The organism is Achromobacter sp. FW305-C-13, from assembly GCF_058783475.1.
Genome location: NZ_JBYSYN010000001.1, coordinates 1,439,153 through 1,453,099 on the forward strand (window position 1 = coordinate 1,439,153; position 13,947 = coordinate 1,453,099).

The following is a 13,947-nucleotide window of genomic DNA, read 5'->3' on the forward strand; positions in this document are numbered from 1 at the left end:
ATGCAAAACTGAAACTTCATTCACTGCGCGGGCGACTGGGCGCGCAACAGCAGCAGTGCGCCACAGGCGGCCAGACCGATGGCGCCAGACAACCACAGGGCGTTGGCGCCCCATGCGTCCAGCGCCAGGCCGAAAAGAAGCGGGGCCGCCGCCTGCGCGATCCGCGCGGGCATCATCAGCCAGCCCTGGCGCGCGCCGTACCCGTCTGAGCCAAATAGCGCCAGCGGCAAGGTGCCCTTCGCGATGGTCAGGATGCCGTTACCGGCGCCGTGGAGAACGGCAAATACCGGCGCCATTGCCGGTCCCGCCATCAGCAGCACCGCCGCACCCGCGGGGTGCGCCATCGCGGCCAAGCGTGCTGACAGCAGCGGGTGAACGTGTCGCAGAAATCCAAACTCCAGCACGCGGCCGGCCACCTGTGCAGGACCGATAAGCGCACCTACCGCCACCGCCGCGGCCAAGGTGGCGCCGGCAGCCTCGAGCATGCGTGGCAAGTGTGTCGCCATGGCGGTACTGATGAACCAAGTGGCGGCGAAGACGAAGGCGAGGAGGGCGGTTGCAAACTTTTGGTGCTGGAGTGAGGGAGCAGCGGCAGGGGAGGAAACCGCTTCCGTCGGCGCCGCCACGACCGGCTTTTCGACGTTTGGCGAGGTCGGCAGTTTCGGTAGCCAGGCATTGAGCGGCACGCCGATCAGTAAATGCAGGCCCGCCCAACCAAGGCATGCTTCGCGCCAGCCGAACCGTGTTTCCATCCAGGCCGATAGCGGCCAGCCAACGGTGCTGGCAAAGCCCGCAATCAACGTAATACCGGTGATCGCGCCGCGGGCGTGATGTCCGTACAGGCGAACGAGGCTGGAGAATGCGGCTTCGTACAGGCCGGCACCCATTGCCAAGCCGAGGATGAGCCAAGCGGCAACCATTGCCCATAGGCTTTGGGCCGACCCCAGCATGGCCAATCCCAGCGCGAACATCAGGCTCGTGCCAACAAGGACGATGCGGCCGCCGTGACGGTCGATCGCAAGGCCTGCCCAGGGGCCGACAAGTGCCGACACCACCATTGCGCCGGAAAATGCCGCGTAGACCGTTGGGGTTGGTACGCCCAGGTCATCGGCCATCGGAGCGGCCAACATGGCAGGCAGGTAGTAGGACGACGCCCAGGCCAATGTCTGGGCGGTGCCCAGCGTGCCCACAACTCGGACCGGTGCTCCTGCCACCGGCTAGCTCCGACGGGCGCCCGCGTCGTACCAGCCTTTGGACTGGTTCACCACGCGCACGACCAGCAACATCACCGGCACCTCGATCAGCACGCCCACCACGGTTGCCAACGCGGCGCCGGACTGGAATCCGAACAGGCTGATTGCGGCCGCGACGGAAAGCTCGAAGAAATTGGAGGCGCCGATCAGTGCTGACGGACAAGCGATGCTGTGCCTTTCTCCCACGCGACGATTCAGCCAGTACGCCAAGCCGGAATTGAAGAGTACCTGGATCAGGATCGGCACCGCCAGCATGGCGATCACGAGCGGCTGGCCGATGATGGCTTCGCCCTGGAACGCGAACAGCAGCACCAGCGTCAGCAGCAGCGCGGCCATGGAAAACGGCCCGATCCGCGCCAACGCAGCCTCGAATGCGTCCTGACCGCGACGCAGCAGGGCGCGACGCCAGAGTTGAGCAAGGATGACGGGGATCACGATGTACAACCCGACCGAAACCAGCAATGTATTCCAGGGAACGGTGATGGCCGACAGGCCAAGCAGCAGGCCGACAATCGGTGCAAAGGCGAACACCATGATCGCGTCGTTCAGCGCAACCTGAGACAGTGTGAATACCGGATCACCGCCGGTCAGCCGGCTCCACACGAACACCATGGCCGTGCACGGCGCGGCGGCAAGCAGGATCAAACCCGCGATGTAGCTGTCCAGCTGGTCGGCAGGCAACCAGGGGGAAAAGACCTGGCGGATGAACAGCCACCCCAGGAACGCCATGGAGAACGGCTTGACCGCCCAGTTGATGAACAGCGTTACGCCAATACCACGCCAATGCTGCTTGACCTGGCCCAAGGCCTCGAAGTCCACCTTCAGAAGCATCGGGATGATCATCACCCAGATCAACACGCCCACGGGCAGATTGACTTGCGCGACTTCCAGATGCCCGATGGCCTGAAATAGCGCAGGCATAAGTTGGCCCAGAGCCACCCCCAGGACAATGCAGAGAAACACCCAGAGCGTCAGGTAACGCTCGAAGGCGCTCAACCCGACCCGCGCTTGCTGCGCGGGCGCCGTTTGTGTAGCGGACGACATCGACATGGAAATTCCTGGCAATAACGGGTGGGATTCAGCAGGCAGTGCAGGCACCGGGGTCGGAAGCCTCGCAGGGCGCGCCTTGGCAGCAGTGTTCGGTCAGGTAGCCGAGCAAGCCGTTCATTTGGGAAAAGTCGGCCCGATAGATCAGGTTCCGGCCTTGCTGCTCGATGCTGACCAGGCCTGCGTGCGACAACTCCTTCAGATGGAAAGACAAGGTATTGCGCGCGATGCCGAGCTGGTCGGCCAGGAAGCTGGGCGTGAGACCGCCCAGGCCAGCCACGACAAGCGCGCGGAACACGCGAAGACGTTGGGTGTGGGCCAGGGCACCAAGGGCGAGAACTGCTTGATCTTCATTCATAAGTTAAATCATACAACGATTCTGGAATCATTGAATAGTAGGTAATCGCAAGTGGTTGGGCGCAACATGGCAAAGTGCAGATCCTGTTCGAAAACGACGGCAATCTCATGAACACCGCTGAACGGCTCAAGGCTTGGGCCAAACGCGTCAAACGTGACGGTTTGACCCTTTGGTTTGCCGGCAAACACCCGCGGACACCGTCGCATGCGAAGGCGGTAGGCGTGTCCGTGGTCGCCTATGCACTGAGTCCGCTTGTCGAATGCAGGGGCCAAGCCGAGGCGTGGATGGATTCGGCTGGTGCAAAACCGCGAAGCAAGGCAGGTGCGGTGCCGATCGTGGCGTTGTGGCTAAGCGTTGGCGCAGCAGCCTGGTTTTGGCTCATGCCACGGCCTTGAATCGGTCGGCGAAAGGCGGATGAGGCAGGTGCAGGCCAGGGACCTGGCTGGAAACCCATCACTCTTACTTTACATAATACACATTATGCGTACTTCAGCCCAATGAGGTTTGGGGGCACGTCCTTGCGGACCTCAGGCGCTCTGCGCGCATTGCCCTAATCCGCTTTTCCGCCCGTAAACCAGCGCAAATAGGGATTGTCGCGGCTGGCGGCGGCCAGTCGCGCGCCGTTGCGTGCCCAGCCGTCCCGATCGCCTTCGTAGGCTGCCAGCGCGCTTTGGTAGAACACGTCCAGCACTCCGCGCTCGCGGTCGATTTCCTGCATCAGGCTGGAATCCATCGACCCGAGCGGCGGCTGGCTTCGTTCGGACAGCAAGGCTGGCAATGTGCGGGCAACCTCTCGCGGCCGTACCCAGGTCGCGTACTCGATCGCCGGCCGGTCATCGGTAACGGCAGGCGTCGGACCCGAAAATCGGGCCAAGCCGTCGCGGTCGGTCACCCAGGTGGCCAGCAGCGCGGCCGGCGACGCGATCCCGACTTCGGCCAGGGCCGTCTTCACTTTCGGTTCGGCGAATCGGGCCGCGATGCGGGCGGGATTCAACGGCAAAGGCTCCATTGACCCGACCAGCAGCATTTCATGGAATTCGGTCGTCCAAAGCGAGGCATGCGGAAACACGTTGATGAAACTGGCGACCAGCGCGCGGGTGTCCTCGAGATTCTGCGTGGGCAGCGGCAGCCACTGCGCAACGATGCCCTGCGGGTTCAACCGCGCCGCGGCAAGGGAATAGAAATCTTGCGAATAAAGATTGACGACGCCCGCGGCTGACGGCGGAGGCGGCTCAAGCGTGATGAGGTCATAGCGTTCTGCGCTGCCCAACAGTTCCCGCCGCCCGTCTTTCAGCCGGATGTCCAAGCCTGGATCTGTCGACGCGCCGTAGCTGCCCTTGAACAACGGCGCGGCGTGCAGCACCCCGGGCAACAGTTCGGCGACCACCCTGCGATCCAGGCCGGGATAGCGCGACAATGCGCCTGCCGTGATGCCGGTGCCGTACCCGATGACCAAGGCGGAGCGCGGCTCACCCGCGTGCACGATCAACGGCAGGAGCGCTTGCAAGCGCATATAGCGCAGCGACGGCATCGCGTCGCCAGAGTTGGAGACGCCCTGGATGTACAAGCGATGGAAGCGTCGATCGCCCTTCCCTTGCTCCACCACCGCGACCGTTCCGCCGTGATTTTCCTCATAAAAGACCAAGTCTCCGCCTTGAGCGCCCGGCAAGAGGCGGGCCAGATGGTCAACCGGCATCGCTACGCCCAGGATGATGGCCGCGCCGGCGAAAGCCGCGCCCAATCCCTTTGCCAACGGCGAAGGTGATTGCGCGCGCCATATCGCCGCAACACCGATGCTGCAAGCGATGACCGTCAATAGCGCCAGGCTGCGCACCGTGCCCAGGTGGGGCAGTAACACGAACCCTGTCAACGCCGTTCCCACGATGCCGCCCAATGTATTCGAGGCCAGCACCGCGCCCGCGCCCTGCCCTCGGCGCTCCGGCGGCACGGCGATGCGCAATACCGCCGGAAACGCCGCGCCCAGCAGCAGTGTCGGCAATAGCACCACGGTACTCGCCGCGACGGCGAACCGTCCGCTCATGCCAGCCATCTCGCTATCGGTCCAACGCAGGATCGACGCCTCGGCCAGACTTTGGGCGCTGATCAGCCAGCGTCCCAGCAGCGCGGCTTCGACCAGTGCAACCAGACCGGCGCCGGCCACCAGGAACCCGAAGACACGCCAAGGGTCGCCCAGCCAGCGTTCGCAGCGGGCGTACAGCGCCGCACCCACCGCCAACCCCGCAAGATAGACCGCCAGTACGATGGAGAATGCGAACGCCCGGGTGCTCATGAAGGGAACCACCATCTGCGACCAAAGCACTTCGTAACCCATGGCCACCGCGCCCGCCGCGGCATACAGCCCCAGCGCCACCCAGGCTTTGCCAGGCAAGGCCTGGGTCGCCGATATCACGCCGGGCGCTGGGGACTCGCCTGCCGACGACCGGTTTTTCCGGTCCAGCGCCCACGCGCCCAGCGCCGCAACCAGGTTCAGGCCGGCGGCCGCCCAAGCGGTGCCGCGCACGCCCAGCGCGGGAATAAGGAAGAAGGCGGGAAGCAGCGCGCCGATGATGGCGCCGCCCGTGTTGGCGGCGTACAGCGTGGCGCCCGCCTGGCCGACCCGCCCGGCGCCTGTCGCGCGCAGCAACACCGGTAAGGTGCCGCCCATGAAAAACGGCGCAACGCCGACGACGAAGATGATGGCCATCCAGGCAAGCATGGGGCTGAACGCCTCGCCACGCGCAAAGGCCGGCGCGCCAATCGCCAGCACGGCGGTCACACTCACGCCCAGGGCGGCGATGGCCACTTCAATACCTGCATACAGCAGGAAGGGTCTCGCGGACAGATCTGCCCGGCGTCCCAGCACCCAGCTGCCCGCCGCCAGTCCTAAGAAGAATGCCCCGACCGCAGCCGCGATCGCGTGGACTTCAACCCCGACAATCAGCGACAGTTGTTTGATCCACAGGATCTGGAAAATCAATGACGCTACGCCGGACAAGGCCAACAGCGCGGCTGCGGGCCACAAAGTCGTCCGGGGGAGCGAGGCCGCGCCTGCCGCAGGGATAGCCGTCATCGGGCGCGCGGATGCATTCATCGTGTTGTCCTCTTCCTCTTGTCAGTCCGCCAAATTGCGAGTGGCGGGCCCGGCCGCAAAGCCGCGCCCGCCCCTTGCTGCTTACTTGCCCTGCTTTTTCGCTTGCTGCTCGAAGTACTCGTCAATCTTCTTGTCCACCTCCTTTTGGATCTGATCGGTACTGAAGCTGGGCGGGTTCTGGCTGGGCGGCCAGTCGATGAAGGTCTGCAGGAATTCACCCGCCTTGGCCGACCCGATGAAGGCAAGATACGCGTTCTTCGTCAGCCAGTCGTTGTACTGGTCGGAAACGATGTCGGCGCGCTCGTACGGATCCATGCGCAGGTTGAACACCTTGGGAACGCGCAAGCATACGAACGGCTCTTTCCAGACGGCGAAGCCCCCCGGCGACTTCTGTTCGCAAAACACGACCTTCCAGTTTTCAAACCGCATGGCGACCAGCAGGCCGTCATCGTTGAAGTAGTAAAAGTCATCACGCGCGCTCTTGTCGCTCTTGCCGGTGAGGTAAGCCAGTTGGTTGTAACCGTCCAGATGCACCTTGAAGTCACGATTCGCGCCATCGGGGCGCCAGCCCTTGAGCAGCCGTTCCTTCACCCCATCGTCGCCCGCGGCCGCCAGCAGCGTCGGGAACCAGTCCATGCCCGAAACGATGTCGTTCTTGACCGTGCCCGGCTCGATATGGCCTGGCCAGCGGATCATCGCCGGAACGCGGAATGCGCCTTCCCAGTTGGTGTCTTTCTCGCTGCGGAATGGCGTCGTGGCGGCGTCGGGCCAACTGAACTGGTTGGGCCCGTTGTCCGTCGTGTAGATCACGATGGTGTCCTTGGCAATGCCCAAGTCGTCCAGCTTCTTCAGCAGCTTGCCCACATCCTGGTCGTGCTCCCACATGCCGTCGGCATAGTCGTTGCCGGGCATGCCGCTCTTGCCCTTGTGCTCGTCCCGGATGTGCGTGAACAAGTGCATGCGGGTGGTGTTCATCCACAGGAAGAAGGGCTTTTCCGCCTTTCCGTGCTTGTCCAGGTAGTCCAGCGCCGCACCCACGGTTTCGTCGTCGATGGTTTCCATGCGCTTGGTCGTCAACGCGCCGGTATCTTCGATCTTGCCGTCAGCCGACGCCTTGATCACCCCGCGCGGCATGTAGCTCTTGATGACCGGGTCCGTGGGATTTTTCGGGAAGTACGGACGTTCGGGCTCTTCTTCGGCGTTCAAGTGATAGAGATTGCCAAAGAATTCGTCGAAACCATGCTTGGTGGGCAGGTATTCGTCGCGGTCACCCAAGTGATTCTTGCCGAATTGCGCGGTGTTGTAGCCCTGGCCTTTCAAGGCCTGCGCAATCGTGATGTCCCTGTCCTGCAATCCTACGGGGGCACCCGGGATACCGACTTTCGACAAGCCGGTGCGGCGCGCCGATTGCCCGGTAATGAAGGTGGACCGGCCCGCCGTGCAACTATTTTCGGCGTAGTAGTCGGTGAAAATCGCGCCTTCATTGGCGATACGATCGATATTGGGCGTTCTGTAGCCCACGACCCCTCTGGTGTAGGCGCTGATGTTGGCCTGCCCCACGTCATCCCCAAAAATGACAAGAATGTTCGGCTTCTTGCCGGAGGTTTGCCCCTGAGGGCTGGACTGGGGATTCTGGGCTTGCGCAAACGCACCGCCCATCATCGCAAGTCCGCTCGCGGCCACCAGCGCCGCGCCCAACCATCGTCTTGCTTTCATGACTGCTCTCCTTGCCCAAAAGGGCCATGTACTCCCAAGTCACTCTTGCTTAAGGCTTTTCGAACCCGTATATCCGTTTCCACTCCGTCTTCATGTCAACAACCGTCCATCCGCTGCGCAGGGCTTCATCCAACGCGCGGTCCAATCGTCCGACGCTGGAATCCCGGTCATAGGCCCACTCGCGCTGCGCGTCGGTGTGGTGGACGATGCCCGCAAAGCGCTTGCCAGCGCCGGCGGTCGTCCACTGCAACATCTGCAGGTCGCCGTCGGAGTTGCCGAAGGCCAATAAGGGACGGCGGCCGATGTAGCGCTGGATGGCCACCGGCTTTCCCGGGCCGTCGTCGTTGAACTCGAGCTTGCCCTGCCGCCAGAGGACCGGCTTGTCGCCGCGCATCTCAAATGTGGTGGTGAACCCGCTGCCGATGACCTGTTCCGGCGGCACGCCGTAAGCGGCCTGTGCCCAGGGACGCATGAATTCGGTTTCGCCGCCGGACACGATGTAGGTCTTGAAGCCGTTCGCGCGCAGGTAATCCAACAGTTCGCGCATCGGCACGTAAGTCATTGACGTATAGGGCTGGTTGAAGCGCGGATGCTTCGCCGTCGCGGTCCATTGGGTCACGCTTTGCGTGAAATCCTCCACCGTCATGCTCGTGTGCGTCGCGCCCACGATCTTCAGCAGACCCTCCTGCCCGGCTTTGGCCAAAGCGGCTTTGTCGCCTTCGATAGCCGCCTTAAACGGCTGACGCTTGGCCCACTCCGGATGCGCTGGCGCCATCTCCTTGACCCGGTCAAGAGCGAACAGCACCTGAAAATACATAGGTTGCTCGGACCACAGCGTGCCATCGTTGTCGAACACTGCGATGCGTTCCTCCGCCGCCACGAAGTCCGGGCTTCCCGGCTGAGTCACTGCGTGCACGAAATCCACGATCGCGGTGCGCGACGGACCGTCGTTCCACGAAGGCAGGTCCGCTTGCGTCGGCGACGTCTTCTGGGGCGCGGCGCAAGCCGTCAACAACAGCGCGATGGAAGTCGAAGCCAGCCAGGCCGTCCAACCATGTGGTCTTTCAGTCATTTGCGTCATCATTGGATTCCTTGCGCCTCTTGCGCCGTTGCGGTTCGCCCTGCTTGGGTCGGATTCAAATCACGCGGCAAGGTATGCGCGGGCGTCGGCGCTTGCCGGCCCCGCCATGCCTGTCTCCACCGAATCGATGACTGGGCGAGCACGCCGCGCCATGCCGTCGCCGGTTTCGGCGCCCCATAGGCATCTTGCAGCACAGCCGTTGCGGTCTGCCGCGCGCCCCGCCCCAATGGCGCGACCGCCGCGCGCAAGTCCTGCGCGCCCGTCGCCACGTGCAGCCAGCGATAGAAGGCGCCAAGCGAATCCGGCCGCTGGCGGGCTTCGCGCCGCCATTGGCGCCAATGCCAGGCTTCGCTTGCGCGCCGAACCGCAGCCGCTTGCCGAGCCCGGACGCGCAACGCCGCGGCAAGACGCCGCCACCACGGCCAAGTCAGCCATAGCGCGCCAAGGGCCGCCAGCAGACTTGCTCCCGCTACCAACCAGACGGTGGGAATGACCCAGCGAAGGCCATGGCGCAACCGGGCCAGGTCTTCAGCAAGCGAGAACGGCGGCGCGACAACAGGCGCCGGCGCTACGGTGAAGGCCCGTCCGGGCAGCTCAGATTTGGCGGGCTCGCCGGTCGCGCCGTCGCGCCATCTGACGGTCAGCGGCGGTAAACGGAACGTGCCCGCCTCCTGCGCGACGTAATCGGCGCGATCAATTCGCTGGCCGCCGACGAAGCCGCCGCGGCCGTCATCCAAGGCGGTCACTTCGGGTTCGCGTGGATAGCGTTTGAATCCCGGCAGGCCGGGCAACTCCACGGCGGGCAGCAACATCGCCTGTACGCCTTCGGCCCGCTGGGTGACGGACCGCGTGATCCGCCCTCCCACGATCAACGGGTCCGGAGCCATCGAAAACTCCTGGGTCACGGCCATTTTTCCTGCGGCCACCACCTGCCCGGCTGCCGCTGTCTGCGCCAGCACGGAAAACGAAACGGGTTTGCTTGCCCCTGATGCCTCCTGCCCGCCGGGGCCTACCTTAGCCGTCACCGCCAAGGCCGGCACCTGCATGGCGCCGGCGGCCGTCGGACTGAGCACATACGTGTAGCGCACGCCGCTATAGGACACGCCGCCGACAGAATCGCGCACCAATTCGCCCTCGCCTTGCGGCGGCGTGACAAGGGCGCCCGGGATATCGAGCGCAGGCAGCACGGGAGGTTGCGTGAACCAGGTGGGCGTCAACACTTCAAGCTGCAAGCGCACCGTCGCGCCCACGCGCACCTCGGCGGGCGCCTGCAAGGTGGCGGTGACACGCAAGGCCGGCGCATCTTGCGCGGCGGCGACGCCAGCCAGGCTCACCCAGCCGAAGAGGCCAAGGAGTCCCGACAGGCCAAACCTGCGCAATGGGCCCCACCCCAGCAGCGAAAGCATCCGGTGCAGTCGGATCATGGACGCCCTCCCGCCGCCGCGTCTTCGACGGCGAACCTGCCGCGCAGGAAGCGCGTTGGCGACAATGTCAGGTTGCGCAGCCACACCTCTTCGGACGCGGCCTGCGCAGTGGGAGCGGCCACCATCTTGCCCCCCTTCGCCGTCTTGTCCGCGATCGTCTGATCCGGCGGCTCAGCTTGGTCGCCCTGCTGTTCCTTGCTCATCGCTGCCAGCAGCCGCTCGACAATGCCCCGGTTGACGGTGGCGGCTTCCCAACCCGGTGACAAGGCCAGGGCCCGGTCATAGGCGGCTAAGGCGGCGTCGTATTGCCGCAGGCGCGTCTGGGTATTGGCCACGTAGAACACGCCTTCAGGCGTTTCCACTTTTGAGAACGCGGCCAAGGCCTCCGCGTACTTGCCTGCCTGGTAGGCCGCCCGCCCCTTCCAGTACGGATCCTGGAAAAGCGTGGCGGCGTCTTCGAAGCGGCCTTTGTCGAATGCCAGTCGCCCCTGCTGGTCCGCCGTCAAGAACGCGTCCACCAGCGGATCGGCGCGCGATTCGGCAGGCACGCCCACGGATACGGCGATCAGGATCGCGGCCGTCCACGCCACATTCCAGCCGCGGCGCACAGCGAGCAATGCCAGCAGCGCCAGCGGCCAGCAAAGCCAATAGCCGGCATCCTTCCAGTGGATGACGCCGGACTGCGCATCCTGCACCGCCTGGAAGTGCTGCTGCGCATGCAGCGTGATCCAGTCCAGGTCGTCGGGGCTGGCGGAAAGACTGCCCAGCGGCGCGCCCGCCGCGCGCGACAGGCCCTGCAGCGCATCCTTGTCCAACCCTGACTGCCCCACCGCCATCACCAGCACTTGCAAGTCGGCCGCCGCTTGCGCGCGCTGGCGTACCGCGTCCAGGCTGCCCGCATCGGCGCTGTCGGTCAGTAACAGCAAGGTGCCGCCGGCGCGTTCGGCCGCCAGCACCTGCGCGGCCAACGCAATCGCGCCTGCTGCATCCCGTCCTTGCGGTCCGATCAGATCGGACGCCAACGCCTGGGTAAACAAATCCAGCAGGTTCGTGTCGTCGGTGGGCGGCAGCACCAGGTGGCTCGTGCCCGAGTAGACGATCAGACCCGTCTTGGCGCCGGCGCGGCGCGCAGCCAGATCCCGCACCAGGTGCTTTGCGGCCTCCAGCCGCGTGGGCGGCACATCCGCGCCGTCCATGGAGGGGCCCAACGCGACCGCCACGATCAACGGCGCAACATTGTCCAGGAATTCGGGCTGGTCGCGATGCCACGCAGGGCCTGCGGCGGCGACGGATCCAATAGCCAGGATAAGCGCCAGCGCGTCGATCGGGCGCGGTCCGCGGCTGCCGGGAGACCGCACGATCAGATAGGGCAACAGCGCAGGCGAAATCTGGCTGGCGCGCCCCGCAGCGTCTCCTTCACCGCGCCGAACCCACCAGAGTAGCGCGGCCGCAAGCAGGCCTATCAGCCACCAGGGACGCAGGAAGTGAAAGGCGCTCAGGTCGAGGTCCATGCCTTCCCCTCTTCCCCGCGCGCCGGACGCATACCCCGCACACGGCGCGACCGCCACGCTGAAATGGCTGCCACGCCGTGCCAGACGGCCAGCAAGCACAGGGCCAATCCAAGCGGCAACCAGAAATAATCGCGCTTGGGTTGATGCCGCAACGTCTTCACTTCTTGCGGTGTGATTCGGTCCAGCGTGGCATACACCGATTGCAGGCTGGCCAGATCTTCGGCCTTGAAGAACTGCCCCCCGGTGGCGCGGGCGATGCCTTGCAGCACGCCGAAGTCGACCCGGTCTTCACCGGTGGCAGCTGGATCGCCGATGCCGATCGTATGCACGATGATGTGATGCTGTGCCGCCAACGCGGCGGCGCGCGCAGGCGGCACGGCGCTTCCGGTGTCATTGCCATCGGTCAGCAGGATCAACACCTTCTCGCGCTCCTTGGCGGCATCCAGCATCCGTATGCCCAGCCCGATCGCGTCGCCAATGGCCGTGTTGGGGCCCGCCATGCCCACGGCAGTCCGCTCCAGCAGCAGGCTCAGCGCAGCGTGGTCGCCCGTGAGCGGCGCCTGCGGATAGGCGCCCGTGCCGAACACGATCAAACCCAGCCTGTCGTCCGCCCGCTTGGCGATGAAGTCCGCAACCACGGCCTTGACGGCTTTCCACCGGGATTCAGGCTGCCCCTGGGCGTTCCGGAAATCGGCGGTGTCCATTGACTGCGATATGTCCACGGCCAGCAGAACATCGCGAACCGCTTCGGTGTGCGTCAACGGCGGTTCGACCCATTGCGGGCGCGCCAGCGCCAACACCACCAGCAGCCAGACCGCGACGTTCAGCCAGAGCTGGCCTGGGCTGGCCCGCACGCCCGGCCGCGACGGGGACTGCCCTGTGATCGCGGCAACCGAATCGAAGAACGGCACGCGCAACGCGTTGCGCTGCTGCACATAGGCAGGCAGCCAGCGATAAGCGGCCAGCGCCAGCGGCGCAGCGGCGAGCAACCAGGGATATTCAAGCCGCCACATGATGCTTCACCATCCATTGGCGGCTTGCGCGGATCAATTGCGAAAGCGTCGCGTTGTCCAGCCCGCGCACCGTTTCATCCGGCGCGTAAGCCAGCAACCGCATCAATTCAGGGGAGCCTTTCGGGAAGCCCTGCGGCACTGCACGCTCCAGATAGGCCAGCCACGCCTCGCCGCTCAGCGACGCCACGGCGGCGCGCCCGCCTGGCGACTGGGCGGCAAGCGCTGCCCGCTTCAGCAGCGCTGGCAACCCGCGCGCGGCCAACGGGTCGCGTTCGACGTCCTGCGCCAACTGCCGTAGTGCCCGCAAGCCTTGACGACGGTACAGATTGCGGCGGCGGTAGCGCAACGCGGCCGCGGCGGCCCATGCGCCGCCCACCACCACCACGACGGCCAGGACGGCCCACCCCCACGTCTGCGGCCAGTAGGGCACGGCTGCCGGCAACGGCAGTTCGCGCAACTGGTCCAAGCCTGGCAGCGCGTCGTTCATCCCCGAGCCCCTTGCGGCTGCGGCGTGGCCGATGCCGTGACCTGTTTGCCGAGTTCGCGGCGCAGCTGCGGCAGTTCCTCTTGCTCCGTGTCGATGGACAGCAGCGGCACGCGGCTGCGACGCAGCAGTTCAGCCACCTGCCGAAGGCGGTCGCTGAAGAAACGCGCCAGCGGTTCGCGTTCACGCTGACGGCCTACCGCGACTTCCAGCTGCAGTTCGCCCTGCGTGACCACCAGCCTGCCGCTGCGGGGCAGTTGCTGCGCCATCGGATCGAACACCAGCATGGCCAGTACGTCATTGTGCGCGGCCAGCAGGCGCAGCGTGCGCAACGTCTCCTCGTCGGCGCCGGCGAAATCGCTGATGACGCAGACCAGGCAATCATGCGGCGCGTTCAGCAACGCGCCGCGTAATGCGCGGTTCAGGCCCTGCGAGGCTGGCAGGTCCGGTTGGGCGGCTGACAAGTTGGCGTTCGCCCGGGCAACTTCAGCCAGCAAGGCGCGGACGCGATCGCGGCTGCGCAACGGCTTGAACGCCCTGACCCCGGCGTCGTCGAACACCAGGCCACCGACACGGTCTCCGCCCCGATAGGCGATCCAGGCCGCGATCGCGGCCAGCCGCGCCGCCACGGCGCATTTGAACGCGCGCACCGATCCGAAATACATACTCATGCGTTGATCGACGACGATCATCGCCGGACGGTCCCGTTCCTCGGTGTACGAGCGCACAAACGGCTTGCCGTAGCGCAGCGATGCACGCAGGTCCAGACGGCGCAGGTCATCCCCAGCCACGTAGCGGCGAAGCTCGGCGAAATCCAGCCCCCTGCCCCGTAGGCGCGACCCATGAGGGCCAGCAAGCACGCTGCTCAACGGCTGAGTCGCCAGGAACGACAAGCCGCTCACGGCGGCCTCCAGCGCGATCAGCTCAGACAGCGGCGGGTGGACGGGGTGCGGCGTGCGGTTCATGGCG

At 65.3% G+C, this 13,947-nt stretch carries 12 protein-coding genes; 1 reads left to right on the top strand and 11 read right to left on the bottom strand.

Annotated features, from left to right (window positions below):
* Positions 1–20: 20 nt before the first annotated feature.
* From AC3WMU_RS06470 to AC3WMU_RS06480, 3 genes are read right to left on the bottom strand one after another with little or no spacing between them, the layout of a single operon-like run.
* On the bottom strand, positions 21–1,214 hold the full coding sequence (locus tag AC3WMU_RS06470) for an MFS transporter (RefSeq protein ID WP_492282014.1): 1,194 nt from the start codon (positions 1,212–1,214) through the stop codon (positions 21–23).
* A 3-nt stretch (positions 1,215–1,217) separates the two neighbouring features.
* On the bottom strand, positions 1,218–2,297 hold the full coding sequence (gene arsB / locus AC3WMU_RS06475; RefSeq protein ID WP_492282354.1) for an ACR3 family arsenite efflux transporter: 1,080 nt from the start codon (positions 2,295–2,297) through the stop codon (positions 1,218–1,220).
* 34 nt (positions 2,298–2,331) lie between these two features.
* A complete protein-coding gene (locus tag AC3WMU_RS06480) occupies positions 2,332–2,658 on the bottom strand; it encodes an ArsR/SmtB family transcription factor (protein ID WP_006225801.1) in 327 nt (108 codons plus the stop codon).
* Positions 2,659–2,765: 107 nt separating this feature from the next.
* Between AC3WMU_RS06480 and AC3WMU_RS06485 the strand changes: the two genes are divergently transcribed.
* Positions 2,766–3,053, top strand: a complete 288-nt coding sequence (locus AC3WMU_RS06485; protein WP_492282355.1) for a YkvA family protein — start codon at positions 2,766–2,768, stop codon at positions 3,051–3,053.
* Positions 3,054–3,208: 155 nt separating this feature from the next.
* Here AC3WMU_RS06485 and AC3WMU_RS06490 read toward each other — a convergent pair whose 3' ends face one another.
* The 8 genes from AC3WMU_RS06490 to AC3WMU_RS06525 form a co-directional block, all read right to left on the bottom strand.
* Positions 3,209–5,749, bottom strand: coding sequence for a fused MFS/spermidine synthase (locus AC3WMU_RS06490; RefSeq protein WP_492282015.1), 2,541 nt, complete (start codon positions 5,747–5,749; stop codon positions 3,209–3,211).
* Between the two features lie 81 nt (positions 5,750–5,830).
* Complete coding sequence (locus AC3WMU_RS06495) at positions 5,831–7,465, bottom strand: arylsulfatase (protein WP_035213573.1); 1,635 nt, start codon at positions 7,463–7,465, stop codon at positions 5,831–5,833.
* A 49-nt stretch (positions 7,466–7,514) separates the two neighbouring features.
* A complete protein-coding gene (locus tag AC3WMU_RS06500; RefSeq protein ID WP_424922724.1) occupies positions 7,515–8,549 on the bottom strand; it encodes an HAD family hydrolase in 1,035 nt (344 codons plus the stop codon).
* Complete coding sequence (locus tag AC3WMU_RS06505; RefSeq protein ID WP_492282016.1) at positions 8,546–9,970, bottom strand: BatD family protein; 1,425 nt, start codon at positions 9,968–9,970, stop codon at positions 8,546–8,548. The genes AC3WMU_RS06500 and AC3WMU_RS06505 overlap by 4 nt, the downstream gene beginning before the upstream one ends.
* Entirely contained in the window at positions 9,967–11,481 is a 1,515-nt protein-coding gene (locus AC3WMU_RS06510) for a VWA domain-containing protein (protein WP_492282017.1), read from the bottom strand. The genes AC3WMU_RS06505 and AC3WMU_RS06510 overlap by 4 nt, the downstream gene beginning before the upstream one ends.
* The gene (locus AC3WMU_RS06515; protein WP_492282018.1) at positions 11,466–12,494 is read right to left on the bottom strand and encodes a VWA domain-containing protein; all 1,029 of its coding nucleotides are present in this window, start codon (positions 12,492–12,494) and stop codon (positions 11,466–11,468) included. The genes AC3WMU_RS06510 and AC3WMU_RS06515 overlap by 16 nt, the downstream gene beginning before the upstream one ends.
* The gene (locus AC3WMU_RS06520; protein WP_424625622.1) at positions 12,481–12,981 is read right to left on the bottom strand and encodes a DUF4381 domain-containing protein; all 501 of its coding nucleotides are present in this window, start codon (positions 12,979–12,981) and stop codon (positions 12,481–12,483) included. The genes AC3WMU_RS06515 and AC3WMU_RS06520 overlap by 14 nt, the downstream gene beginning before the upstream one ends.
* Positions 12,978–13,943 carry a DUF58 domain-containing protein gene (locus AC3WMU_RS06525; protein ID WP_006225809.1) on the bottom strand — a complete coding sequence of 322 codons (966 nt, stop codon included), beginning with the start codon at positions 13,941–13,943 and terminating at the stop codon, positions 12,978–12,980. The genes AC3WMU_RS06520 and AC3WMU_RS06525 overlap by 4 nt, the downstream gene beginning before the upstream one ends.
* Positions 13,944–13,947: the final 4 nt, after the last annotated feature.

What these genes read in the sequence shown, in the direction of transcription:
- arsB (WP_492282354.1), bottom strand. Translation starts at nt 2,297, where the DNA reads ATGTCGTCCGCTACACAAACGGCGCCCGCGCAGCAAGCGCGGGTCGGG.
- AC3WMU_RS06480 (WP_006225801.1), bottom strand. Translation starts at nt 2,658, where the DNA reads ATGAATGAAGATCAAGCAGTTCTCGCCCTTGGTGCCCTGGCCCACACC.
- AC3WMU_RS06485 (WP_492282355.1), top strand. Translation starts at nt 2,766, where the DNA reads ATGAACACCGCTGAACGGCTCAAGGCTTGGGCCAAACGCGTCAAACGT.
- AC3WMU_RS06490 (WP_492282015.1), bottom strand. Translation starts at nt 5,749, where the DNA reads ATGAATGCATCCGCGCGCCCGATGACGGCTATCCCTGCGGCAGGCGCG.
- AC3WMU_RS06495 (WP_035213573.1), bottom strand. Translation starts at nt 7,465, where the DNA reads ATGAAAGCAAGACGATGGTTGGGCGCGGCGCTGGTGGCCGCGAGCGGA.
- AC3WMU_RS06500 (WP_424922724.1), bottom strand. Translation starts at nt 8,549, where the DNA reads ATGATGACGCAAATGACTGAAAGACCACATGGTTGGACGGCCTGGCTG.
- AC3WMU_RS06505 (WP_492282016.1), bottom strand. Translation starts at nt 9,970, where the DNA reads ATGATCCGACTGCACCGGATGCTTTCGCTGCTGGGGTGGGGCCCATTG.
- AC3WMU_RS06510 (WP_492282017.1), bottom strand. Translation starts at nt 11,481, where the DNA reads ATGGACCTCGACCTGAGCGCCTTTCACTTCCTGCGTCCCTGGTGGCTG.
- AC3WMU_RS06515 (WP_492282018.1), bottom strand. Translation starts at nt 12,494, where the DNA reads ATGTGGCGGCTTGAATATCCCTGGTTGCTCGCCGCTGCGCCGCTGGCG.
- AC3WMU_RS06520 (WP_424625622.1), bottom strand. Translation starts at nt 12,981, where the DNA reads ATGAACGACGCGCTGCCAGGCTTGGACCAGTTGCGCGAACTGCCGTTG.
- AC3WMU_RS06525 (WP_006225809.1), bottom strand. Translation starts at nt 13,943, where the DNA reads ATGAACCGCACGCCGCACCCCGTCCACCCGCCGCTGTCTGAGCTGATC.